The sequence below is a fragment of the Clostridium cibarium genome (genome assembly GCF_014836335.1).
In the GTDB taxonomy this organism is placed as follows: Bacteria; Bacillota; Clostridia; order Clostridiales; family Clostridiaceae; genus Clostridium; species Clostridium cibarium.
In genome coordinates this window covers 76,510-103,069 of sequence record NZ_JACSRA010000009.1, presented here as the reverse complement: position 1 = coordinate 103,069, position 26,560 = coordinate 76,510, and the positions used below count along the sequence as shown (strand labels likewise).

The 26,560-nt window shown below is 30.7% G+C and carries 17 protein-coding genes; 13 read left to right on the top strand and 4 right to left on the bottom strand.

What is annotated here, in order from left to right:
• The first annotated feature begins 258 nt into the window (after positions 1-258).
• The 11 genes from H9661_RS07565 to H9661_RS07515 all read left to right on the top strand — a co-directional run bounded on the left by H9661_RS07565 (position 259) and on the right by H9661_RS07515 (position 14,538).
• The gene (locus H9661_RS07565) at positions 259-1,896 is read left to right on the top strand and encodes an extracellular solute-binding protein (RefSeq protein ID WP_143318045.1); all 1,638 of its coding nucleotides are present in this window, start codon (positions 259-261) and stop codon (positions 1,894-1,896) included.
• 158 nt (positions 1,897-2,054) lie between these two features.
• Complete coding sequence (locus tag H9661_RS07560) at positions 2,055-3,875, top strand: sensor histidine kinase (protein ID WP_191768073.1); 1,821 nt, start codon at positions 2,055-2,057, stop codon at positions 3,873-3,875.
• A 14-nt stretch (positions 3,876-3,889) separates the two neighbouring features.
• Positions 3,890-5,149 (top strand): response regulator, encoded by a 1,260-nt coding sequence (locus H9661_RS07555; protein ID WP_143318047.1) that lies wholly within the window; start codon positions 3,890-3,892, stop codon positions 5,147-5,149.
• A 445-nt stretch (positions 5,150-5,594) separates the two neighbouring features.
• On the top strand, positions 5,595-6,335 hold the full coding sequence (gene bglS / locus H9661_RS07550; protein ID WP_143318048.1) for a beta-glucanase: 741 nt from the start codon (positions 5,595-5,597) through the stop codon (positions 6,333-6,335).
• A gap of 54 nt (positions 6,336-6,389) precedes the next feature.
• Positions 6,390-7,811 (top strand): cellulose binding domain-containing protein, encoded by a 1,422-nt coding sequence (locus tag H9661_RS07545; protein ID WP_243240357.1) that lies wholly within the window; start codon positions 6,390-6,392, stop codon positions 7,809-7,811.
• Positions 7,812-8,336: 525 nt separating this feature from the next.
• Complete coding sequence (gene nikB, locus H9661_RS07540) at positions 8,337-9,305, top strand: nickel ABC transporter permease (protein ID WP_185966875.1); 969 nt, start codon at positions 8,337-8,339, stop codon at positions 9,303-9,305.
• Between the two features lies 1 nt (position 9,306).
• On the top strand, positions 9,307-10,137 hold the full coding sequence (gene nikC, locus H9661_RS07535; protein WP_191768071.1) for a nickel transporter permease: 831 nt from the start codon (positions 9,307-9,309) through the stop codon (positions 10,135-10,137).
• 15 nt (positions 10,138-10,152) lie between these two features.
• Positions 10,153-11,685, top strand: coding sequence for an ABC transporter substrate-binding protein (locus H9661_RS07530; protein WP_191768069.1), 1,533 nt, complete (start codon positions 10,153-10,155; stop codon positions 11,683-11,685).
• A complete protein-coding gene (locus H9661_RS07525; protein ID WP_191768066.1) occupies positions 11,682-12,503 on the top strand; it encodes an ABC transporter ATP-binding protein in 822 nt (273 codons plus the stop codon). The genes H9661_RS07530 and H9661_RS07525 overlap by 4 nt, the downstream gene beginning before the upstream one ends.
• Positions 12,475-13,431 carry an ABC transporter ATP-binding protein gene (locus H9661_RS07520; RefSeq protein WP_143318052.1) on the top strand — a complete coding sequence of 319 codons (957 nt, stop codon included), beginning with the start codon at positions 12,475-12,477 and terminating at the stop codon, positions 13,429-13,431. The genes H9661_RS07525 and H9661_RS07520 overlap by 29 nt, the downstream gene beginning before the upstream one ends.
• Positions 13,432-13,614: 183 nt before the next feature.
• The gene (locus tag H9661_RS07515) at positions 13,615-14,538 is read left to right on the top strand and encodes a DMT family transporter (protein WP_143318053.1); all 924 of its coding nucleotides are present in this window, start codon (positions 13,615-13,617) and stop codon (positions 14,536-14,538) included.
• A 220-nt stretch (positions 14,539-14,758) separates the two neighbouring features.
• On the opposite strand, the gene H9661_RS07510 is transcribed toward H9661_RS07515, so the two are convergent.
• Complete coding sequence (locus tag H9661_RS07510; protein WP_191768064.1) at positions 14,759-15,607, bottom strand: SIS domain-containing protein; 849 nt, start codon at positions 15,605-15,607, stop codon at positions 14,759-14,761.
• A 66-nt stretch (positions 15,608-15,673) separates the two neighbouring features.
• Positions 15,674-16,525 carry a Cof-type HAD-IIB family hydrolase gene (locus H9661_RS07505; RefSeq protein WP_143318054.1) on the bottom strand — a complete coding sequence of 284 codons (852 nt, stop codon included), beginning with the start codon at positions 16,523-16,525 and terminating at the stop codon, positions 15,674-15,676.
• 221 nt (positions 16,526-16,746) lie between these two features.
• Between H9661_RS07505 and H9661_RS07500 the strand changes: the two genes are divergently transcribed.
• Together H9661_RS07500 and H9661_RS07495 are read left to right on the top strand one after the other, a co-directional pair.
• A complete protein-coding gene (locus tag H9661_RS07500) occupies positions 16,747-17,361 on the top strand; it encodes a sugar O-acetyltransferase (protein WP_143318055.1) in 615 nt (204 codons plus the stop codon).
• Between the two features lie 266 nt (positions 17,362-17,627).
• Entirely contained in the window at positions 17,628-18,683 is a 1,056-nt protein-coding gene (locus tag H9661_RS07495) for a C45 family autoproteolytic acyltransferase/hydrolase (protein WP_185966876.1), read from the top strand.
• Positions 18,684-18,826: 143 nt separating this feature from the next.
• On the opposite strand, the gene H9661_RS07490 is transcribed toward H9661_RS07495, so the two are convergent.
• Complete coding sequence (locus tag H9661_RS07490; RefSeq protein WP_191768062.1) at positions 18,827-25,348, bottom strand: OmpL47-type beta-barrel domain-containing protein; 6,522 nt, start codon at positions 25,346-25,348, stop codon at positions 18,827-18,829.
• Positions 25,349-25,669: 321 nt separating this feature from the next.
• A complete protein-coding gene (locus H9661_RS07485; RefSeq protein ID WP_191768060.1) occupies positions 25,670-26,443 on the bottom strand; it encodes a helix-turn-helix domain-containing protein in 774 nt (257 codons plus the stop codon).
• Positions 26,444-26,560 lie beyond the last annotated feature (117 nt).

The following is a 26,560-nucleotide window of genomic DNA, read 5'->3' as shown; positions in this document are numbered from 1 at the left end:
CTTTTTCTTTTTAAATTCATAAATATAGAGAGAATTATGAAAGGAAAATTCCATGAAGATGGAGCTTAAAATTTGACTAGTTTATTTTTTTATAGCATTCATATCAAGTAATAGGAGAAAAATGTTATAATTACAATATATTATTATTTTTAAGGAATAAGTATATATTTATCAAAATATGAGATTGTTTGTAAAGATAATAATTATCTATTTTGTATACGTTATACATAAGAGCTGAAGCTATAGGAGGTATGATTTATGTGTTCACAGAAGCGAAGGGTTTCAAAAATAATTATTATTTTTATCATGTTTTCTATAATATTTGCCTCGGTTAATATATTTAAAAGAAGTCATGAAGAAATTAAGAAAGAAAACAGTGCAAAGAACGAAGAAGGATGGAAGTCGGATACTTCACCAATAACTTTTGATTGGTATGTAAATTATCCATGGTTTACAACTAAGTGGGGAAACAATTCTGTATCTAGCTATGTTACAAGAAAAACTGGTGTAAGTATAAATTTTATAGCTCCTAGTGGAAATGGAACAGAAAAGCTAAATGCCATGATAGACAGAGAAAGCTTACCAGATTTTATTACTATAAATGCTTGGGATGATGAGTATCGAAACATTATAGAAGAAAAATTAGCTTTACCTTTAGAAAAATTGGCAGAAAAATATGATGCTTATTTTTTCAAGGTTACAGATAAACAAAAGTTGGAGTGGTATAGAGAAAATGATGGAGAGGTATATTGTTATCCTAATTTTTCTTTGTCTATAAGAGATACTAAGGATTATAAAGAAGAAAATCCTTCTAATCAAACCTTTTTAGTAAGAAAAGATATATATGAAGCAATAGGAAAACCAGATATGAGAACTCCAGAGGGCTTTTTAAGTGCACTAGAAAAAGCAAAGGAGAAATTCCCTACTGTAAATAATCAGCCACTCATACCCTTAGGATTAGATGAGTTTAATGATTCAGGGAATTTATCTTTAGATAGCATTCTCCCTAATTTTTTAGCAATACCTTTTGAGAAAGAAAGTGAATTTTATGATCGGTTAACTGATCCTGAATATGTAAGATGGTTAAAAACTTTAAGGAAAGCCAATGAACTTGGATTACTTTCAAAAGATATATTTGGGGATAAAAGAGATCAGATGGCAGAAAAGATTGTTAATGGCAGATATTTTGCAATGCTCTATCAAAGAACTGATATGGTTGAACAGCAATTAGAATTGTATAACGCTGATAAAGATAAGATTTACATACCAGTTGATGGACCAGCTAACTCAAAACTTCAAGAGCCTAGATTATCTTCTGATAGCATTTCTGGATGGACTGTAACATTTATATCGAAGGATTGTAAGAATCCTGATAGAGCTATAAAATTTTTAAGTTATCTGATAAGTGAAGAGGGAAACCAGGATTTATATTTAGGGGAAAAGGGTGTTTTGTGGGAAGATGTTGATGGAAAAAAACAATTTAAACCAGAAGCAATGGATTTGTTAAATAGTGATAGAAAAAGCTTTTATGAAAAATATGGAGCAGAAAAAACATATTGGATGCTTATGGACACTAATTTAATAAAGAAATTGGAAGCACCAGAACCAGAACCACTAAAGATATTAAAAGATTGGACTAGAGGAAAAACTTATAATTTTTCTATATACGATCACACAGCTCCATATGGAGATACTGAGGAAGGTATAGCTTATTCTAAAATAAATAGTAAGTGGAAAAATACTTTGAAAAGCCTACTTTTAGCAAATAGTGATGATAAATTCGATAAGATATTTGATGAATTCTTGAATTATAGAGAAAGGGAGGGATATGAAAAAATACAAGCTTATAGACAGAAAAAATTTGAAGAGAACAAGAAAAGACTTAATATAAAGTGAAACTTTTCAGGTGGAGTTTAACTCCAGCTGAATTTAGTTGAACTTATACCCTCAAGGGGCACCAAGTCTAGGAGCGTGCAGACGTTATCTCTCACTTGGGAGTGTTACGGATGCTAGATATCAGATAAATTAAGTAGTTTTAGGATTAGGAGTTTTCAATGAAAAGTTATAATGGATCATTTATAAAAAAGAGCTTAATGAAAAAATTGATAATTGCTTATATATTAGTTATTGCAATTCCCATAATGGTTTTTTCTGTATATTCATTTAGATCCCTTAAAGCAAATGCAAAAAAAGATGAAGTAAATAAGCATAGCTATGAACTTAATCTTGAATACGATACTATTGAAAAAAACATCTATATTATGAGAAATATAATAGATACAGTTATAAATAATAAAGATGTTATAAACTATATTGATCCAGAGAAAAGCATAGACACAAAAGAGCTTATAAGTTTTAATAACATATCATATCGCGGGCTGTTGAACCTACAAAATAATAATCCAAATGTAAAACAAATAAATATATTTGCTAACAGCTTAGATGTTAACGAAATTTGGCCATTGATATATAAAAAAGAGAGAGTTGAGGATAATAATTGGTACAAACAAACTTTAGATAAAGATGGTGCTGCATACTGGAATGTAAATAAATATGATAATGATATTAAAATTTATTCAAAAGCAAGTGAAAAGTCTGGAAACTTGGTTGTTTCACTTAATAAAGAAATTAAATCTGTAAAGAACAAAAATATAGGAATAATAAGAGTAACGATGTTATCTAAAGATTTTTTCCCCAATATGTTTAATGAAGATAAGCTGGGAAGTGGACAAATATTCCTTTTTAATACAAAAAGTTTAGAGTTAAATACAGATGAAAATAATTCTTTTTTACAGAAAATAAATTTTGATAAAAAACAGTTTGGAGAATTTATTAAGGACAAGTTAGGTGATAGTAATGGTGAAATATCATATAAACAAGGAAGGGAAAATTATACTTTATTATATAAAGAATCACCAATAGCAAATAATTATTTAGTATGTGTTATACCTTTAAACAATATTAACCAAAGTATAGCAGATTCAAAAAGAACTTTATTATTTCAAAGTTTGTTATTACTAATACTGTTATCCATTATTATATATTTTGTTACAAAAACGATATTAAAGAGATTGTATTTAATTATAAATTCAATTAAGGAAGTAAGAACAGGAAATTTATCTGCTAAAATACCTGTATATGGTAAAGATGAAATAGGTATATTAGCTTATAATTTTCGAGAAATGATGAAAACAATAGACGAATTAATAAAAGAAAATATTAAAAAAGAGATTGTAGGGAAAGAAACAGAGTTAAAAGCATTAAAGAGTCAAATAGATGCACATTTTCTATTTAATACTCTTGAAAATATAAGAGTAATGGCCTTAATTGAAGAAAACTATGTAGTGGCTGATTCTTTGGTTTCTTTAGGAGATATGATGAGGTATAACATAAAATGGGAAGATGATTTTGTGTCATTAAATGAAGAATTAAACTATATTAAGAAGTATATTTCATTAATGACTTTGAGATATGAGTATGATATAAATTTACATATTAATGTAGACAAGCAGTTTTTAGATTTAAAAATTCTAAAATTAATTATTCAGCCTCTAGTGGAAAATTCAGTTAAGCATGGACTTTCAGAAAAACTAAGAAGTGAAGAGGGAAATATTAATATATTTATGGAATCAGATGAAACTTATTTATATTTAAATGTAATGGATGATGGAAAAGGGATGAATAGAGCAGCGATAGAAGCTTTGAAAAATCATATTAATGGGAATATAGATAAAAGATTTGGGCTAGGTATTAAAAATGTAAATGACAGAATTAAACTTTTTTATGGCAAAAGCAGTGGCCTTGATATTCAATCAGAGCAAGGAAGTTATACAAGATTTACAATTAGTTTATATAAGCAGAAAGGTTTTACTTAAAAGGAGGGATTCGTTTGTACTCAGTAATGATTGTAGATGATGAGCCAATTATTAGAATGGGATTGGAGAAAACTGTTAAATGGGAAGAGTATGGATTTAAGGTTGAATGTGTATGTACTGACGGAGAAGAGGCTTTAGAGCAGCTTAAAAGGCAAAAAATTCATTTTATAATTACAGATATCAAAATGCATAAGCTTAGCGGAATAGAATTATTAAGAAATCTAAGGAACATGGAGCTTGATACTGTTGTGGTACTTTTAAGTGGATATGATGAATTTTCATATGCCCAGGAAGGTCTTAGACTTGGAGCTTTTGATTATATACTAAAGCCTTTAGATCGTGAAAAACTAGAAAATGTATTAGTTGCTGTGCATAAAAAATTAGTTGAAAGTGATAAGAAGAATTATGAATTCAACATTAATAAAACAATATCTAAAGAGAAGGTTTTGTACGACTTATTAAGAGGTAAAAACTTAATGGAGATGGATGAATATATTTTAAAATATAACCTTCCTATTATTAAAAATAAGGTACAAGTGGCCATTGTTGAAATAAATGATATTGTTATTAATAGTGAAGAATTAATTGGAAATGATAAAGGAGACTATTTAGAGAAGAGTGTTGTATGTATTATTGAAAAAGAGTTGAAAAATAATGGTGTTATACACTTTTCAATAATAGATGGTGAATTGGGAATGAAATTTATTATTGCACAAGCAGAAAATATTGAATCAACAGATTTTGATCATATATTTTCAGATGCATTGAGAAGTATTCTTAAAACAAGTAATGAGAAATTTGAAATAGAAATAAACATAGGCATTGGAAAAGTATATAATCATATATATTCCTTATACAAAAGTTACTTAAATGCAAAGGAAGCATTGAATTACAAATATATTTTAGGAACTAATAAACTTATCCATTTTAATGAACTAAATCAGGGATATAATGTAGTTCAGAAGGCACGTGAGTATGTGCTTAATCATGTAGAAGAGGAAATTACTTTAACATCTATTTCAAATCATTTGAATATAAGTAAAAACTATTTTTGTTCTGTATTTAAGCAGCAAACTGGAGAGAACTTTTTAGAATATTTGACTAAGGCTAAAATGGATAGAGCAAAAATTTTGTTGAAAAGATATGATTATAAAGTATATGAGATTAGTGATATATTAGGTTATAAAGAAACAGCATACTTTAGCAAACTTTTTAAAAAGCATACAGGATATACACCTGCAAAATATAAGAAAAATAGTAAGAATTTCCTATAAAATAGTAAATTTGTGCTATTTTTATTGGTAAATGATTACAATATAATGAAGATGACATAGATAATAAAGAGTAGTTAGTTTAGGCTAAAGCTTTCTATATCAGAATTCCATCTCCATTACTGAATAAATGCTTTACGATAGGAATCTAATACTCTTTAGGCAAGTAGTAAATATTATTAAGTACTAAATATGACCTTAACCATTCTTGTAAATTGGGTAAGGTCATATTTATTTGTAAGGATATATGATTATATATAGTAATTTGTTCCTATAAAATAGTAAATTTATGCTATATATTGAAATAAGATGTGGATATATAATAAAGATACATAAGTGGTAGATAAAAGTGACTAATATTTAGTAAAACTATAGGCTTAGTTATGTAATTATCACTTTGTAAACGTTTGTTGAATTTTAAAGCAAATAAAAATTAGGAGGAATAAATATGATAAAGAAAAAATTAAAAACTTTAGCTTGTTCGGTATTAACATTAGGGGTTTTTGCATCAGTAGCATTATTATCTACAAATGCTCATGCAGCAACTACATCTAAGATGGGAGAAGATTTTAGTTATTTCAATACAAGTAATTGGTCAAAGTCAGATGGATGGTCAAACGGTGACATGTTTAATTGTACATGGAGAGCTAGTAATGTTAACTTTTATGGAAATGGGCAAATGGAACTTTCTATAACTAAGGATAATAAAGGTGGATCAGTACCATATGCAGGTGGAGAGTATCGTTCAAATAATAAATACGGTTATGGATTTTATCAGGTAAATATGAAACCTGCAAAGCATACTGGAGTAGTTTCTTCATTCTTTACTTATACAGGTCCTAGTGATAATACTCCATGGGATGAAATAGATATAGAGTTCTTAGGAAAAGACACCACAAAGGTACAATTTAACTATTATACAAATGGTGTAGGAAATCATGAATATCTTTATAATTTAGGTTATGATGCATCAAATTCATTTCATACTTATGCGTTTAATTGGCAACCAAATTATATAGCATGGTATGTTGATGGCAGAGAAGTGCATAAAGCAACTACTAATATTCCAAAACATCCAGGAAAAATTATGATGAATTTATGGCCAGGGATTGGTGTAGATTCTTGGTTAAATCATTTCGATGGAGTAACACCAGTAAAGGCATATTATAATTGGGCGTCTTACAATTAAACTAAATAAACATTATTTTGGAAGATAACAATATGAAAATTGTGGGGGGATAAAATGAATTTGAAAAGAAAAACTAAATCATTTCTTGCATTAAGTGTAATATTAGTATGCTCTTTAGTTCTATGTGGAAATGGACAAAAGGCATCTGCAAGTAGTACTAGGGAGATAAAATATGGAGCTTTTTTTGCTGATCAGCCAACAACACAAGGTATAAAGGATTTTGAAAACTTGCAACAAAAACACCTTGATGTAGTAAATATGTTCATTAATTGGAAAACTAACTTTTCTGATATAAAAGCAAACTTTGATGCGGTATATGGAAATAATTCAAAAATGTCGCTTACATGGGAAGCTTGGGGTATGTCTAACTTAGATATAGCAAATGGACTAAAAGATGAATATATAAGACAAATGGCTCAAGATATTAAAACTTATAATAAAGATATAATTATAAGATTATTTCATGAGTCAAATGGTAATTGGTATGACTGGGCTTTAGGAGACAGTAAAGTAAATACAAATGAAACATTTATAGCTGCATTTAGACATGTTGTAGATATATTTAGAGAAGTAGGAGCTAGTAATGTTAAGTGGGATTTTAATGTTAATGCTTCAAGCGTGGGAAAAGGTGCTAGTTATTTAGGTAATTATCCAGGTGATGATTATGTAGATATTATATCTATGGATGGATATAACTGGGGTACAACTCAAAGCTGGGGTAGCACTTGGCAATCTTTTGATGAAATATTTTCACAAGCTTACAATGCAGTAAAAGTAAAAAATAAACCTATTTCAATATCAGAATTTGCAGCTACAGAAATAGGGGGGGATAAAGCTGAGTGGTATACAGATGCTTTTAATAGTATTAATTCAGATAAATATAGTTTAATTAATACAATTGTTACTTTTAGTATAGATAAAGAAACTGATTGGAGAATAAATTCTAGTGAGGCTGCATTAAAGGCATATATTGCAGGGATACACATGTCTGACTCTGTAAAACCAAGTCAGCCAGAACAATCAGGTAATCTTAAAGTACAAGAGTTTAATAATTCTTTATCAGGTACAGCAAATACACTTAGCCCAAGATTGAAGGTAATAAATACAGGAAATACAGATATTAACTTATCAGATGTAAAAATACGTTATTACTACACTAGTGATAATGAAAAAGAACAAAAGTTTACTTGTGATTGGTCTTCAATAGGCGCTAACAATGTAATTGGAACATTTGTTAAAATGCCTGAAGCTAAATCTGGTGCAGATAATTATTTAGAGATTAGTTTCGGAAATGGAGCTGGTAGCCTTGGAGCAGGTCAAAGTATAGAAATACAATCTAGAATAAACAAAACAGATTGGACTAATTATACACAGGTAGGAGACTATTCATTTAATTCTACAGCATCTACTTATGGTGACTGGAATAAGGTTACAACATATTTATCAGATAATTTAAATTGGGGAATGGAACCATAATATACTGGTACATCGCCAGATTTAATGTAAATACTATTTTATTATTTAAATAAGTTACAGGTTAATAAAAAATAATCATATATAATATCTAAGAGTAAAGTCAATGTTTCTAAATGAAGAGAACATTGACTTTATTTTTATTCATCAAAGTCAGCTTTCGTTATAGATCAAAATTCAATCGGTAGTTATTTAATACTTTAAAAATGTAATTTCTGGGTTTTAAAAGAGCACTATCATAGCTGATAAAGGGGCTAAATAGGGATTTTTTTAAATTTCTATTGAATTGGATTCAAGTTTAAGAAATCTAATCATGAACAAGTAATGGTTAAATAAAATAAATTATATTGCTATTTAATAAAAATTCATATATAATGATTTTACAAATTAACTGATAATAAATATCATTTACAGTTAATACTAAGTATCGACATTATTTCTGGTAGAATTCATTGAAAATCCTAAGAGATTTATATTGTTTATAAGAAAAAATAAATGATGCTTAATAAATATTAAAAAAGAATTCTGATGATAAATAGAGAGGGTGATGAAAAGAAATTGAGAAAGTACATAATACACAGATTAATATATGTTATACCTGTTTTATTCGGAATAACATTTTTAACATTTGCGCTCACATATCTTTCGCCAGGTGATCCAGCAGAATTAATGCTTAGTGCTACTGGAAATACACCTTCACAGGAGCTTATACAGCAAGTTAGAGAAGGATTGGGATTAAATAAGCCATTTTTCGTTCAGTATTTGAATTGGCTAGCAAGTGTGTTTAGTGGCGATTTTGGAATTTCCTATAAATATAGTAAGCCGGTATTAGATTTGATATTAGGAGCTTTACCTGCAACCTTTAAGCTTGCGGGATTAACAATGTTAATGACAGTGATTGTAGCACTTCCTCTTGGAATACTATCAGCTCTCTATAGAAATAGGTTATTAGATAACGTAATAAGAGGGATATCGTTTCTTGGAATATCACTTCCAGCACCTTGGATAGCAATAATTTTAATGTACATATTTGCTCTGAAGTTTAAACTGCTTCCAGTGATGGGAAGCACAAATTGGACAAGTATTATATTGCCTTCAGCATCTATGACTATTTTAATGGCTTCCAGATATGTGCGGCAGGTAAGGGTATACATACTTGAAGAGATATCTCAAGATTATGTAATTGGTGCAAGAGCTAGAGGAGTTAGAGATAGATCTGTATTGTTAAGGCATGTTCTAAGGACAACTTTATCACCAATTATAACTCAATTGGGATTATCCTTTGGGGTGCTACTTGGAGGTGCGGTTATTATAGAAACCATATTTTCATGGCCAGGAGTGGGGAAATTAGCTATAGAGGCTATATTTACTAGAGATTATCCACTAATACAAGGCTATGTTGTATGGATGACTATTATTTATATGTTGATTAATATGTTAGTCGATATTTCATATTATATTTTAGATCCACGTATGAGGCTAGAAAAGGGGGCTTAATTTGGAAAGTACAATCTTAGCTATAAGAAAAAATAAATCATTCGTAGTTATTTGTATGTTAGCATTTGCTTTAGTTACAATAGGCATACTTTCACCATATATAGCGCCCCATGATCCTCTTAAAACAGATATGACGAATTCACTTAGGGGGCCAAATGCTATATTTTCACTAGGTACAGATCAATTAGGAAGGGATTTGTTTTCTAGAATTTTGTATGGTGCATTGAATTCTTTAAAAATGACGTTTAGTTTAGTTATAACAGTATTTATAATTGGAACAGCATTAGGAACACTAGCAGGGTATTGGGGAGGAATTGTTGACACAATAGTAATGAGATTTTGTGATATTTTCCTTGCATTTCCTGGGATTATTTTTGCTATTGCAGTTGCAGGAGTACTTGGGCCTAGTTCAATAAATACTGTTATAGCCTTAGCTGTAGTACATTGGCCTAAATATGCACGCTTAAGTCGTGGATTGGCCATGTCTGTAAAAAGAAAAGATTATATTAAAGCTGCAAAAATGGGAGGAGCTAAGGAGTATCAGATAATTTTGAGGTATGTGTTCCCTAATATTATCTCAGCCCTTATTGTAATGGCTACAATGGATATAGGAAGCATGCTACTCGAGATTTCATCCCTTTCATTTTTAGGTCTTGGGGCTCAGCCACCTACTCCAGAATGGGGATATATGATTAATGAAGGTAGAACCTACATACAAACTGCCCCTTGGCTTATGGTATATCCAGGGGTTGCAATGTTCATAACTGTAACTATATTTAATTTACTTGGAGAAATCATCAGAGATATATTAGATCCCAATAAACAATATTAAGGAGAAGATTAGCAAATGAAGAATAAAGTAGCGATTTTAAGTTTAGTAATTATGTTGTTTACCAGCCTTGTTGCTTGTACAAAAAACAATTCTGTAAATAATGAACCAAAAAACATTGTAGTTGGATTAAATCTATATCAAACCAATCTAGATCCTGCTCTTGAGTGGAATGGTTGGTATGTTTCAATGTATGGTATAGGTGAAACTTTAGTGAAGTTTGATAAAAATATGGAGATAGTACCTATGCTTTCTGATTCATGGAAAAAGGTTGATGATTTAACTTGGCAGTTTCATGTTAGAGAAGGTGTTAAGTTTCAAAACGGTAATCCACTTACAGCAAGTGCTGTAAAGTCATCCATGGAAAGAGCATTAAAAGCAAATCCTAGAACACAAGAAATGTTAAATGTTAATTCTATAACAGCAGATGGGCAGGAGCTTACTATAACTACTAAAGCACCCCATACAACACTACTTGGAAATCTTGCAGATCCTATAAATTCAATAATAGATACTAGTGTGGCTGAGGAGACTATAGCTAAAAATCCAGTGGGGACAGGTCCATTTAAAATTAAGTCATATGCTGATGGTGCTGAGGTAGTAGTAGAAAGATTTGAGGATTATTGGGATGGAAAAGCACTAATAAATCAGGCGACTTTCAAGTATATTAAAGACGACAATACACGTTCAATGGCACTACAATCAGGTGAGATAGATGTAGCTAACAATGTGTCAATTAATAATTTATCTCTATTTGAAGATAAGTCTAAATATGCAATAAGTACAACTACTAGTCTTAGAATAGTGATGTCATATTTTAATTTCAAAAACGAATTCCTAAAAGATCCAGCAGTTCGTAAGGCTATTGCTTTAGGAGTAGATAGAGAATCTTATGCAAATACGTTACTAAAGGGTACTGCTGTACCTGCAACTGGACCTTTCCCAGGATCATTGCCTTTTGGAGATAAGAATCTTACAGGATATAAGTATAATAAAGCTGAAGCTACTAAAATATTAAGTGATGCAGGATATAAAGATACTGACGGTGATGGAATAGTAGAAAAAGATGGTAAGAAGTTATCTTTAAGTATTGCTGTATTCCCAACACGTGCAGAGATTCCTGTAATCGGGGAAGCAATGCAAGCGCAGCTTAAAGAAATTGGTATAGATGCTAGCTTAAAATCTTATGAAACAGTAAATCCAGTATTAAAAAGCGGAGAATTTGATCTTTGCTTATACAATGTAAATACAGCAACTACAGGAGATCCTCAGTCATTCTTAGAGTTATATTTTAAAACAGGTGGAAATACAAACTTTGGGAAATACAGCAATGCAAATGTGGATGCCCTAATAGATCAATATAAAAATGAATATGATACTGAAAAAAGATATGATATAGCTACAAAAGTGCAACAGATTCTAATTGATGATAATGCTGGTTTATTCTTAGTTACACCAATGAGTAATAGAGTAAGCAAAAATACAGTTAGTGGAATGGATGTTTATCCAATTGACTTCTATATGTTGGATAATAAAGTAGACTTAAAATGATAAGTGAAAAAATTCTAGATATAAATAATTTATGTATAAACTATGGGAAGCAAGCTTCTATAGTTAAAAATGTAAGCATGTCAATTAAACATAAAGAGATAGTTGGGATAGTAGGTGAAAGCGGAAGTGGAAAGTCAACACTTCTGCGTTCAATACTAGGTATACCCCCTATTGGAAGTAGTATTTCTTCTGGAGATATTATTTTTAAGGATAGAAATCTTCTTGAATATTCTAAGAAAGAGTGGAGAGAGATTCGAGGCAATAGGATAGCAATGATATTTCAAGATGCAGGGAGGTCATTAACGCCTATATTAAAGATTGGAGATCAATTTATTGAAACTATAAGGAGTCACTTTAATATTTCTAAGCTTGATGCACATGATAAAGCTGTTGATATGCTTAGAAAAATGAGGTTGCCTGATGCAGAGCGTATAATGAATTCATATCCTTTTGAGCTTAGTGGTGGGATGAAGCAAAGAGTTGCTATAGCAATGGCAATGACAATGGAACCAGAACTTCTCCTAGCTGATGAGCCTACAAGTTCCCTTGATGTAACTATTCAAGCACAGGTTGTTAGAGAAATGATGGAGCTTAGAGAAAATTTTAATACAAGCATAATAATAGTTACTCATAATATGGGGGTAGCGTCTTATATGTGTGATAAGATTGGAGTAATGCGACAGGGTGAATTAGTTGAGTGGGGGATTAAAGATCAGGTTATAAATAGTCCACGAAGTGAATATACTAGAAGTCTATTAGCAGCAGTGCCTGAACTAGGAGGATACAATATTGAGGAAAAAGAAAGAAGCAATACTTAAGGTAAAGAATCTTACAAAGAAGTTTAATTTACAAGATGGCAGAACATTAACTGCAGTTGATAATGTAAGTTTTAAATTATTTCCAGGTGAATGTTTAGGGATTGTTGGTGAAAGTGGATGTGGTAAAAGTACTATAGCAAAAATTCTTACTCAATTAGAAACTGTGACTTCAGGTAACATAATTTATAATGGTAAGGATATTACTAATTTAAAGGGCGAAGAGCTTAGACAAAATCGAAAGAAATTCCAGATGGTATTTCAAGACCCTGTTGAGTCATTCAATCCTCGTATGAAAATTGGAGATATTGTAAGTGAACCACTGCTAAACTTTAATCTTATGAATAAACATGAGGCTAAAGCAGAAACAAAAAAATTACTTAAAATGGTTGGCATAACTGAGGATTTTACGAAAAGATATTCTCATCAGCTAAGTGGTGGGCAAAAGCAAAGAGTTGCAATAGCCAGAGCAATATCCCTAAATCCTGAAATTATAATATGTGATGAAGCTACATCTGCTTTAGATGTTTCTATACAGGAACAAGTGATTGAGCTTCTTATGAATTTGCAAAAAGAGAGGAATTTGTCTTATATTTTTATTGGCCATGATTTGGCAGTAGTTAGAAATATAAGTCATAGAATTATAGTAATGTATCTTGGACAAATTGTTGAAGTAATTGATAGTGATAAGCTTGTTACTGATGCTATCCATCCATATACTAAAGCATTATTGGATTCAGTTTTTTCTATTAAAATGGGAAATAATAGTGAGATAGAAGGCATAAAAGGGGAGCCGCCAAGCCCTTTAGATATACAAGCAGGTTGTGTGTTTTGTTCTAGGTGCACAAAATGCATGGATAAATGTTTAAATGAAAAACCGAAGCTAAAAGAAATAGGAAGAAATCATTCCGTTGCTTGTCATTTATACTAAGTATAGAAAAGATTATTTTGACTATTAGATAATGAATTGTCGAATAGAAATAGCACTGCTTATGATATATAAAAGTTATAAGTAGTGCTTTTTATTTTAGTTAGTAGATGAAAAATGCTCATTAACTATAAGTTACAGAAACATAGGAATGATATATGAAGACAGGAGTTGATTTAGCTAAAGATGATTAAATTAGATATAGAAAAAATATTTACAAACAGAAAATATATAATTTTATTAGCAATTTTATGTACGTTTTTGTGGGGAAGTGCATATCCAGCAATTAAACTTGGGTATGACGTATTTGGGATAGGTTCAGATGAGAGCTTTTTAAAATTAATATTCGCAGGATATAGATTTTTAATAGCTGGGATAATTTTAATTGTTATACAGAAGTTAATGGGGAAGAGTATAATGCCTAAATCTATAGGAGATTTCAAAAAGATTACGTTATTAGGGGCTATATATACTTTGATGCAATATGTATTTCTTTATATAGGTATGACTAATACCACAGGGGTAAAGAGCTCTATACTTGGATCTTTAGGTTCGTTTATAAATATTTTTCTTGTTCACTTTATTTATATGGACGACAAGCTATCAAGAAAAAAGATTATAGGTTGTATTATTGGTTTTCTATCAATTATAGTACTTAACTTTGAAATAGGAACAATAGGTAGCTCATTCAACTTAATGGGGGATGGACTTCTAATTTTTTCAGCATTAATGGGATCGATTGGAAGTATATATAATAAAAATTTAGTAAAGACTAACGATGTTTTTGTTATAACAGGGTGGCAACTTATATTGGGGAGTTTAATGCTTATAATAATAGGAAAATCAGCTGGTGGAAATCTACCTATTATATCTGCAGAATCAGGAATATTACTATTATATATGGCACTTATATCATCAGTGGCATTAGTGATATGGTCTACCCTATATAAATATAATAAAGTAGGAAATATAACTATGTATAACTTTTTGACACCTATATTTGGTGCAATATTATCTGCTTTTTTACTTGGAGAGTCAATATTTGAAATTAAAAACTTGGTAGCTTTGACTTTAGCCTGTATTGGTATATGGATTGTTAATCGAAAGTGATGATTAATTTTTTAATTTTTCAGAAAATAGTTTGCTATACATTGCGTTGGCATAATTAAGAAAAGGGATATTACAAGCAATATGAAGCTTGCAATATCCCTTTTTCCTATTACAACAGAGTATTCTATGAAAAATACACTATAAGGATAAATATGAAATCAGTTATTAGGTTATATAATATTGAAATATCAATGCATTGTTGTAAGTATAAAATTTACACTTACTTTTCAGATAATTGTTTATATGCATTAAGTTTATAGCTTACATTTTTATCATAGTCAAATTTAAAATAACATGTGTATATACAATCTAAAACATATAATAAAGATAATCTTGTTGAAAAAGATGAAATTTTATTAAAGTGATTTTCATTTGAACTCAAATACAAGTGATAATTTGCATATTTGGTAATAGGATTTTCATTTGTAGAAGAAATTAAAATAATAGGTGTTTTATTTGTTTTTAATATATTAGCTATTTTTTCTATTATTACTCCTCTACCTTCAAAGGAAACTATTATTGCAACATGAGTTTTATCACTGGTTGATGCAGTTAAAAGTTGATGATACTCTTCAATTGGAACATTAATAAAGGTTCCAATTTCCTGCATTTGAAACTTAAAGTTATCTGCAAAATAAATATTTCCAGCAGATGTATAAAAATCAATGTGCTTGGCGTTTTTTAAAACATTAGAAATTAATCTTAATTGTTCAAGATCTATTAAATTTAATGAAGAAACTAGTGTTTGTTCATATAATTCTTTCATTTTAAGTACAATTTGGTTTTGTGTTTCATTTTGGTTAAATGGATAGTTATAATCTATTGAACTATTTTCTTTTAAATACTCATTAATAGATGCAGATACTTGCACTTTCAATTCTGATAGACCTGATAAATCTAGTTTTTGGCATAGTCTATAAATAGTTGAGGTTGAAATAAAGCAAGCTTCACTAATTTCAAGAGCACTCATTTTTACAAAGATTTCAGGATTGTCTTGCATATAGCTAACCAATGTTTTTTCATTTTCAGTTAAGTCGATTAGCTTATTCAATTTGCTAAAAATATTCACAAAGATCACCTCATGAATATTATATAATATTTTATTAAAGTTTAGTGGTGTGTGGTTAAGTATAGTTTAAATATCTATATGAGTTATGTACTCACTTAGCGTATAAGCAATACCATCATCTTCATTAGATAAAGTAACTTCATTAGCAATAGCTTTTAAATCATCTACTGCATTAGCCATGGCTACCCCTATACCAGCATATTTAACCATTGATGCATCATTGTGACCATCTCCAAAAGCAATCATTTCTTCTTTTTTATATCCCATAGGAATTAGTACAGTATCTAACGCTTTAGCCTTATCAATTCCTTTGGCAGTAAATTCAAAGTAGAAATCTGCCGTAAACATACAACTTAAAGTATCTTTAAAAGGTTCCATCATTTCATCATAATGGTTTTGTAAATATTCAGGATCACCTGCAGTTAAGATTTTGTTTAATGGATAGTCAGCAAAGGCTGCTAAATCATCCTTTTCACATAACTTGAATTTGCCACCACGCGATTCGTATTGGATTATGTTAAGAACCGTATCATTATAATGTATCTCATTATTAAAAACATCATTAACGTACATATAGTTACCTTTATCAATCATAGGTTTAACATCAAATTTCTTCATATGTTCAAGTACTGCTTGTCCTTGTTCGATGGTCATAGTTTCATTAAATAGAACTTTGTTAGTTTCACAATCAACAACCTTAGCACCATTAAAAGAAACTAAAAGTCCATGATTTTCATCCATCTTTAATTCTTTAGCAAAATCCATTAATCCAGATGTAGGCCTTCCTGAGGCTAAAATTAAAATAGCTCCACTTTTTTGTGCTCTTATTAAGGCATCTTTAGTTTTTGGGGTAATTACTTTTTTACTATTAGTTAATGTGCCATCTACATCCATAATAATTACTTTTATATTACTCATATATCTTCCTCCTAGCTTTCTTAATTTGATTATACTAATATCGTTTTCGTAAATGAATAGATTAATTAAAAAATGAATAATATCTATCAAAAATAATAAGACTAGTAAATTATAAATGAAAGGAGTTTATCATTTTGTTTTTGTTTTTCATTAGGTGGATTTACATAGAGCTTTATATAATTTACTATTTACAAATAGAGCTAAAAAAAGGAGGATAAAAGATGAATCAAAAAGAAAGAATGCTAGCAGGATTACCATATAAAGCTTGGTTAGATGGTCTTAGTGAAGAGAGAATGGAAAATAAGTTGAAAATACATGAGTATAATTTACTTTCTCCAGACAAAACAAATAGAATGGAGGAATTAATTAAAGATATATTAGGGAAAACTGGTGATAAAGTTTTTATAGAACAACCATTTCGCTGTGATTATGGTAAGAATATTGAAGTTGGTAATAACTTTTTCGCCAATTATAATTGCACAATACTAGATGTAGGGAAGGTAACAATTGGTGAAAATGTTATGTTTGCACCTAACGTTTCAATTTATACAGCAGGGCATCCAATTCATCCTAAATCAAGAAATTCAGGTTATGAATATGGTGTTGAAGTGGTAATTGGAGACAATGTATGGATAGGAGGAAGTGTTGTCATAAATCCTGGAGTTCATATTGGAAATAATGTTGTTATAGGTTCAGGAAGTGTTGTTACTAAAGACATTCCGGATAATATGATAGCAGTAGGAAATCCATGCAAGGTTGTTCGTGAGATTACAGAAGAAGATCGTAAATATTATTATAAAAATTGTAAATTCGATGTTGATGATTACAGCATTTAACCATGACTTATAAGTTAATAAGTATAATTTAATTATAAAATATTACTGGAATTTAAAGTTTTCAGTAATATTTTATTTTTATGAGATAGTTAAGCGATGTACTAAAAAATTAAGTTGTTTTATTTCTTGACAAAAGAAATAGTAGGGAATAGAATTAAAACAAATTTACAAAAATATGAAAATATGCTATATACTTACGCTGAATATATTTTTGTCTGTAGAGATAGGTAAGATTAATTTTAATGAAGATGAAAGGAGAAAATACAATGAAGAATCTTAAAGAGTTTAAACTTATTGAATGTCAAGGTACTCCTTATGAAATCGGGCGGCAATGGGGGGAAGGCTGTAAAGACAGTATCCTAAAAATTTCAGAAAATATTTATAATAGCATGACACTTTTTCACAAAGCATCAAAGGAAGATGTTATCATTAGGGCTATGAAGTTTTTTCCTGCGGTTCAAGCATTCGATCCCTATTTAATTGAGATAATGCGTGGTCAGGCTGACGCAACTGGACTTAGTTTTGAAGAAATATTTACTCAGAAATGTTATAATGAGCTCACTTTCTGTTATGACAATATCTCAGGACTTTGCACTTCATTTGCAGTAACAGGAAAGGCAACACAAGATGGGAAAACTATACTGGGACAAAATATAGATTTTCTTCCTGAAGTTCCTATAGATCTATTAAAAATTCATCACGCCAATGGTCTTAAACAATTCATATTAAGTTTTTCAAATTCAAGCGAATTTACATTTTCATCTACTGGATTCGGGATGTGTGCAAACGCTACTATAGGTAAAAATTACGCATTTAATATTCCTGTAGGATGTTACCTCCCAAGAGTTATGAGAGAGAAAAATATTAATGATGCCATAAATATCCTTAAACAAGTTGCTCGTGGCCTTGGTTACTATCATTTAGCTGATAAAAATGGGCATATGTTAGGTATTGAGAGTATTCATAACGACTTTGAACTTATATATCCTGAAAGGGATATAATATTGCATTCTAATCATTATATTACAGAACGATTCAAGGAAGTTGATACTGCACCACAATTGCAGCCAGACAGCTACCATCGTTTAGATAGAATTCTCAATTTAATGAATCAGCATTATGGAGAAATAAATATTGAAATCATTAAGAAAATCTTGGTGGATCATGACAAAAAGCCAAATTCTATATGCAGACACATTGATTCTACTGTTCCAGTATCATCAGCGACACTTGCATCATTTATCATGGTACCTGAAGAAGGGGCTATATATATAGCTGCTGGCAATCCTTGTGAATACGAGTATGTACGATATGAGTTTTAGAATATAGTGATTTTATAGAAGAATTAAGTTATAAAGTAGTGGATTTCAAAGAAAACTTTATTTTTTAGACAAAGAAAGGCAGCTCAAGCTATTTAAAAATAGCTTGAGCTGTTTTTTGAAAAATTACTATTAACAGTTATTATTTATTGAGGTTCTATACCATTAACGTTTATTCCTTTTACATACAGACATATCTTATCATTAGGTGAAAAACCTCTTGAACTTTGTGTGTTTAATGAGTAATCATTAAATCTATTATATACCCTACAGAAATTTAGATTATAAATTCTGCAATGTATTTCAATTTCATCTCCTGGCATAAAGACTGTTCCATCATCATCAAATGAAAGATTTAAAACTGTATTACCAGAGTTGTCCCAAGTAAAATTACCGTTGATATTGCTTCTTATTCCTCTATTATTGATTGAAATGTAATCACAAGAAAATATATTGCATCTTATTCCATCACTTGTAAAGAAGTACTTTAAATTCATATCAGAGAATTTTATTTGTTTATTTGAAATATTTTTTATCTTTATTCTAGGATAAAGAGTATGGGTATATTGTACTTGTTGGTTTGCATCTTGAGATAAAAGTGTAAAGTCATTACTTGTTATTTTTGTATCATCTACAACATCTATTTTAGGCTCTGTTCCGCAAACTTTATGACCTTTGTAGTAAACAGGTATTCTGTCATTTTTTGAATACCATTCAGTGTTTAATGAGTAATCGTTAAATTTATTATATATCTTCCAATTTGGCTCATGAATTCTTCCTTGAATCTCTAATATTGCGCCTGGTTTTAGCTTTCTATTACCTTGGAAAGAAAGAGTTAATGTGCTATTTCCAAAATTATCTCTAACAAAATTACTTCTTACGCTACATGTTATTGGATAACAATTTAAACCAGCCCAATCACATTCAAATATACTTTGTCCATTTCCTTCATTTGTAAAGAAATATTTTAATTGAAGATCTGCTAAGTTTATTTCTTTATTTGATGTATTCCTTACTATTATTCTTGGATAAAGTGTATTACTAAAAGGACATAATTGGAAGGCATCCCTTGAGTATACTTGTATATCTGCATCTGATATTTCCATTACATAGATTTCTTTTTCTATTGTAGTTGTAAGGCCAGCAGCATCAGTAACTGTAATATTTACTTTGTAAGTACCAGGTTTATCAAGAATATAGCTTGTACCCTTTGCAATAACTTTTCCAGTAGCATCATTTGGTGCGAAAACAGTCATCTTTTCAGTAGCTACACCAGAAAGATTGTCATTTGCAATATAAGCAGGTAGTATACTACCAATTGTATATTCATTATCTAGTTTCATTTCTATAGTTGGTGCAGTTTTATCAATTTTTACGTAAGTAGTGTTAGCAATTTCAATATTTCCAGCAGTATCAATAGAGTAGAAGGAAATCTTGTGACTACCTTCTTTAGTTACTGTAAAAGTAGTACCTTCTTGATAATCAGCATCATCAATAGAGTAGAAAGTTTTAGCTACACTGGTAAGTGCATCAGTTGCAGTTAAGTTAACTGTTACATCATCTTTAGACCAGTTAGTAGGTGCATTAGAAGTAGTAACAGGAGCTGTTTTATCAATGTTCACATAAGTAGTATTAGCGGTTTCAGTGTTTCCGGCAACGTCAACAGAGTAGAAGGAGATCTTGTGAGTACCTTCATTAGCTACTGTAAAAGTAGTACCTTCTTGATAATCAGCATCATCAATAGAGTAGAAAGTTTTAGCTACACTGCTAAGTGCATCAGTTGCTGTTAAGTTAACTGTTACGTCACCTTTAGACCAGTCAGCAGGTGCATTAGAAGTAGTAACAGGAGCTACCTTATCAATCTTCACGTAAGTAGTATTAGCAGTTTCAGTATTTCCAGCAGCATCAACAGAGTAGAAGGAAATCTTGTGAGTACCTTCATTAGCTACTGTAAAAGTAGTACCTTCTTGATAATCAGCATCATCAATAGAATAGAAAGTTTTAGCTACACCGCTAAGTGTATCAGTTGCAGTTAAGCTTACTGTTACATCATCTTTAGACCAGTTAGTAGGTGCATTAGAAGTAGTAACAGGAGCAGATTTATCAATCTTTACATAAGCAGTATTAGCAGTTTCGGTATTTCCAGTAGCATCAACAGAATAGAAGGAAATCTTGTGAGTACCTTCATTAGCTACTGTAAAAGTAGTACCTTCTTTATAACCAGCATCATCAACTGAATAGAAGGTTTTAGCTACACCACTGATATCATCAGTTGCAGTTAAGCTTACTGTTACGTCATCTTTAGACCAGTTAGTAGGTGCATTAGAAGTAGTAACAGGAGCAGATTTATCAATTTTTACATAAGCAGTATTAGCAGTTTCAGTGTTTCCAGCAGCATCAACAGAATAGAAGGAAATCTTGTGAGTACCTTCATTAGCTACTGTAAAAGTAGTACCTTCTTGATAATCAGCATCATCAATAGAGTAGAAAGTTTTAGCTATACTGCTAAGTGTATCAGTTGCAGTTAAGCTTACTGTTACGTCATCTTTAGACCAGTCAGTAGGTGCATTAGAAGTAGTAACAGGAGCTGCTTTATCAATTTTCACATAGGAAGTATTAGCAGTTTCAGTATTTCCAGCAGCATCAACAGAATAGAAGGAAATCTTGTGAGTACCTTCATTAGCTACTGTAAAAGTAGTACCTTCTTTATAATCAGCATCATCAATAGAATAGAAAGTTTTAGCTACACCGCTGATATCATCAGTTGCAGTTAAGCTTACTGTTACATCATCTTTAGACCAGTTAGTAGGTGTATTAGAAGTAGTAACAGGAGCAGATTTATCAATCTTTACATAAGCAGTATTAGCAGTTTCGGTATTTCCAGTAGCATCAACAGAATAGAAGGAAATCTTGTGAGTACCTTCATTAGCTACTGTAAAAGTAGTACCTTCTTTATAACCAGCATCATCAACTGAATAGAAGGTTTTAGCTACACCACTGATATCATCAGTTGCAGTTAAGTTAACTGTTACGTCATCTTTAGACCAGTTAGTAGGTGCATTAGAAGTTGTAACTGGTGCTTTTCCATCAATAATAATTCTTGCCAAAAGCGTACTTGATGGACTAGATTCACCAAAAGAGTTACTACAAGAAGTAACATAATATAAGTGATCCCCAGCAGGAAGATTATTGAAAGTATAAGATAAATTGTTTAAGTTTTTAACTAGTAAAACTGGCTTATTATCTATAAGCTCATAAATATTGTAGCCATTAGCGAAAGTAACAAAATCCCAACAAATAAAAGCTGTTGTCTTGTCTTTAACTTTTATGGTTGCTAAAGGTGCCTGCATAATAGGATATATAATACTATCTGCTAATGTATTAGATGGATCAGATTCACCAAAGCGAGTATTGTATGCAGTAACCTGAAAATTATGAGTACCTTCTGATAAATTGAAAGCTTTGTAGCTTAGAGCATTTCCCTTAAATAGTAGTTGTTTTGTATCATTTACTATTTCATAAACACGATACTCATTAGCCCAAGCAACTGAATTCCAAGTTAAAGTAATGTTATTAATGTTGGAAATTGTTCTGCTTAGTGTTGGGGCTTGTACTACTGGCCAAGTTAATGAGAAATCTAGTGTACTTCCAATTGGTGATTCACCAAAACGGCTACTATATGAGTAAACTTCATAGCTATAATCTCCAGCAGGCATATTGACGAAAGTTGTTCCAGTACCAGGTAGTGTTTGTTTTAAAACTTTTTCTCCGTTTACAATTTGATAAACCTTGTAGCTGGTTGCATATGGTACAGGTAGCCAATTTAATCTAATATCATTTCCGTTTGCGATATTGTAGTTTAATTTGGCTGGTGCTTGCATTGTTGGCCAAGTTAATGTAGATGAAGTTTGGCTTCCATCTTCTGATTCACCATAGGAGCTGTTAAATGAGTGAACTTCATAGTTGTAATCTCCAGCGGCCATATTAGTGAAAGTTACGCTAGTACCAGGTAGTGTTTGTTTTAAAACTTTTTTGCCATCTATAATTTGATAAACCTTGTAGTCAGTTACATATGGCACACCTGTCCATCTTAATGTAATGTCATTTCCATTTGTTATAGTGGAAGTTAAATTTCCAGGTGCTTTCATTAGCGAATTGTCTAAAGTAAATGAAATTTGGCCTCCGTCTTGTGATTCACCAAAACGGGTGCTATAAGAGTGAACTTCATAGCTATAATCTCCAGCAGGCAGATTAAAGCTTGCATTATTAGTATTTGCTGTTTGCTTTAAAACCTTTTCTCCATTTACAATTTGATAAATCTTGTAGTTGGTTGCATATAATGTAGGAGCCCATTTTAGCGTAATAGTAGATGTATTTGTTAAAGTATAAGTAACGCTTTCTGGTGTTTGCATTGTTGGCCAAGTTAAAGAAAGTGTAGTTTTTGGTCCAACTTCTGATTCACCAAGGCGGGTACTAAATGCGCAAACTTCATAAGTATAATCTCCAGCAGGCATATTAGTGAAAGTTACACTAGTACCAGCTACTGTTTGTTTTAAAACTTTTTCACCATCTATAATTTGATAAACTTTATAGTTATTTGCATATTGTACAGATGCCCATCTTAATGTAATGTCATTTCCGTTTATTACATTGTAAGTAAGGGTATCTGGTGCTCCCATTTTAGGAAGTGATAGAGAAAAAGTAGATTCAGCTCCTATTGGAGATTCGCCTAATAATGTTGAAACCGAATTAACAATATAGTCATAATCACCACTAGGCATATTTGTAAATGTTGCTGAAGTAGTGTTAACAGTTTGCTTTAAAACTAGTTGTCCATCAACTTTTTGATAAATCTTATAGCTTGTAGCAAATGGAACAGCTGTCCATCTTAATGTTATATCATTAAGGTTTGTTATGTTATAAACTAAATTGGTTGGTGCTTGCATTGTTTGTCCATCCATGGTAACAGTGATTGTACTTCCATCTGGAGATTCACCAAAACGTGCGGAATAAGAGTGAATTTCAAATTTGTATTCACCAGGTGCCATGTTTGTATAAGAAACTGTTGTACTATTTACTGTACTTTTTAAAACTTTTTGTCCATTAGTTATCTGATAAATTTTGTAACCTGTAGCATTTTCAGAAGGACTCCAAGTTAGACTAAGGCTAGTAGCATTATTAATTTTGTGTGCCAAGTCTGTTGGTGGTTGCATAATTGGTGGAGTTAATGAGAAAGTAATACTAATTCCCTTCTGCGATTCTCCAAGACGAGTGCTAAATGAGTGAACCTCATATACATAATCACCACCAGGCATGTTAGTATAGGTAATAGTAGTTCCTGCAGTTGCACTTCTTAATATTTTTTGTCCATTAACAATCTGATAGACTTTGTAGCTTGTTGCATTGTCTACAGCATCCCATTTTAAAGTGATATCATTTCCGTTTTTTATGTCATAAGATAAATTTGTTGGGTCTTCCATAGCTGGAAGAACTAAGCTTAAGGAAACTTTACTTCCATCTTGTGATTCTCCAAGACGATTGCTAAATGAATGAACCTCATATACATAATCGCCACCAGGCATATTACTAAATGTAGCATTAGTACCTGCAGTTGTACTTTTTAATATTTTTTGCCCATCAATGATCTGATAAATTTTATAGTTTGTTGCATTACTTACTGCATCCCATTTTAAAGTAATATCATTTTCGTTTTTAATTTCATAAGATAAATTTGTTGGTGTTTGCATAGCTGGAAGAACTAAGTTTAAGGAAACTTGGCTTCCATCTTGTGATTCTCCAAAGCGGGAGCTAAATGAGTGAACCTCATATACATAATCACCACCAGGCATATTAGCAAATGCAACATTAGTACCTGTAGTTGTACTTTTTAATAATTTTTGCCCATCAACAACCTGATAAACTTTATAGTTTGTTGCATTAGTTACAGCACTCCAGCTTAAGTTTATATCATTAATATTTGCTAAAGAGTATGTTAATTTTGAAGGTGCTGTCATAGTTGGATGAATTATTTGTACCTGTGTAGAAGTCGAAAGTGAAGATTCGCCATAAAGAGAATTCACTGAAGAAACCGCATAGGTATAAGATCCAGCAGGTGCATTAACAATTGTGTAAGTGGTAGATGCCTTTACTGAAGAAACTAATGTTTTAGTATTATCAGCAGCAATTTGATAAATGTTATAACTATTGGCATACTGTGAGGCAGTCCAATTTAGCACCACGTCATTGACATTTTGTATTTTGTTAGTTAATGTTGCTGGTGCAGCCATAGTTGGATAAGTCACGGTAAAAGAAGTAGGCGCGCAAGGACCAGATTCACCTTGTGCACTCAAGGTGGATACAACATACTTATAGGAACCTTCTTTAAGGTCATTAAACGTGTAAGATGTCGATGTTGTAGTACCTAGAACTGTGAGTTGGCCATCAGTAATTCCATACACCTTATATCCAGTAGCTCCATGTACAGGATCCCATGTAAGTTTAGCATTACTTGGGGTAATTAGCTGAGAAGCTAAGTTACTTGGCGGCAACACATCATTACTAGTTGATGCAAATGAGCGTACTGGCGGATATGCTAGTACAAATGCTAGTATAAATGCCATCAATAGCGATACAAATCGCTTGCAATTTGGAAAAGAACATTTTTTCATTAAAATCCCACCTTTTTTTGTGAAAATGAAAAAAGAAAACCCTATAATGATTTGCATCTTAAAGTTTTGACTAGTTAAAAGCACAAAATTTCCCCATTTCCACATATAATTTTTGGGATACTGTATGCAAAAAAAATGTCAATAAAACTATATAATATATATCCTCTTGCAGTATAAGATGTAAGTTTATTAATATTATTGATTAATTTTCATGCAAATGTATCCTATAATAATTTTACCATATATAGTCAAAACTCGCAATATTAATCAAAAAATGTTATAAATTATACTTTTTTGAAGAAAAAATTGGTAGATGTTGAATTAATTCTCTTGAAAGTTTTCATTTCTAAATTCTAATGGAGTTTTTTTAGTTATTTTTTTAAAAGCCATATTGTAATAATTTTGACTACTAAATCCCACAGACATAGCAACTTCAATTATAGGTAAATCTTTAGTTAATAATAATTCTTTACTTCTTTCAATTCTTACTTGATTAAGATACTGAGAGAAGGTTTTCCCAGTTTCTTTTTTGAATAAATTACAAAAATAGCATCTGTTTATATTGAGATATTCAGCAATCACATCTAAGGAAATAGGGTCATAAAATTTTGAATCAACGTATTCTATGGCCTTTTTTATATGTAGGCTATAGTTAGCTGTGGTTGAGAACTTTTTTTGCAGTTTTATATATTCGCTATCATTCATTATGTTATAAAACAAAGTAATAAGATGAGCTATACAACTTTTAGGCTTATATAAAATATCTTTAGTGTTCATATTTTTAGATGTGGTATAAGGACCAATAATTATTATGCCTCTATTAAGATTATTAGGGCATATAGAGAAACCTGTAACTATAACGTGAGTATCATAGAAAATATTTACTGAGGAATCAGGTGATTTTTTATATAATTTTTTTGAAAGATTTTCACATATATTAAATTGATCAGCTAAAGACTCAAAATGAATGGTATATCCTTTAGAATATATACTGTTACCATCATTTCTATAAGCTTTAACAGGGACATTAGTACAAAAATAGAATTTATCTAAAGATTCTTTAATACACTTCTCTTCGGAAAAATTGTTAAACATTGTAATATAAATCCTCCCTTATTAAAAAGCCTAAATATATTTAAAAAAAGTAAATATATTTAAGTCAAATATTGAGTTTAATGATAACATAACACAAGAGTGATAATCAATATCAAT

Coding starts and splice junctions, on each gene's coding strand:
- H9661_RS07565 (WP_143318045.1), top strand. CDS start 259: ATGTGTTCACAGAAGCGAAGGGTTTCAAAAATAATTATTATTTTTATC.
- H9661_RS07560 (WP_191768073.1), top strand. CDS start 2,055: ATGAAAAGTTATAATGGATCATTTATAAAAAAGAGCTTAATGAAAAAA.
- bglS (WP_143318048.1), top strand. CDS start 5,595: ATGATAAAGAAAAAATTAAAAACTTTAGCTTGTTCGGTATTAACATTA.
- H9661_RS07545 (WP_243240357.1), top strand. CDS start 6,390: ATGAATTTGAAAAGAAAAACTAAATCATTTCTTGCATTAAGTGTAATA.
- nikB (WP_185966875.1), top strand. CDS start 8,337: ATGATAAATAGAGAGGGTGATGAAAAGAAATTGAGAAAGTACATAATA.
- H9661_RS07530 (WP_191768069.1), top strand. CDS start 10,153: ATGAAGAATAAAGTAGCGATTTTAAGTTTAGTAATTATGTTGTTTACC.
- H9661_RS07525 (WP_191768066.1), top strand. CDS start 11,682: ATGATAAGTGAAAAAATTCTAGATATAAATAATTTATGTATAAACTAT.
- H9661_RS07515 (WP_143318053.1), top strand. CDS start 13,615: ATGATTAAATTAGATATAGAAAAAATATTTACAAACAGAAAATATATA.
- H9661_RS07505 (WP_143318054.1), bottom strand. CDS start 16,525: ATGAGTAATATAAAAGTAATTATTATGGATGTAGATGGCACATTAACT.
- H9661_RS07500 (WP_143318055.1), top strand. CDS start 16,747: ATGAATCAAAAAGAAAGAATGCTAGCAGGATTACCATATAAAGCTTGG.
- H9661_RS07495 (WP_185966876.1), top strand. CDS start 17,628: ATGAAGAATCTTAAAGAGTTTAAACTTATTGAATGTCAAGGTACTCCT.
- H9661_RS07490 (WP_191768062.1), bottom strand. CDS start 25,348: ATGAAAAAATGTTCTTTTCCAAATTGCAAGCGATTTGTATCGCTATTG.
- H9661_RS07485 (WP_191768060.1), bottom strand. CDS start 26,443: ATGTTTAACAATTTTTCCGAAGAGAAGTGTATTAAAGAATCTTTAGAT.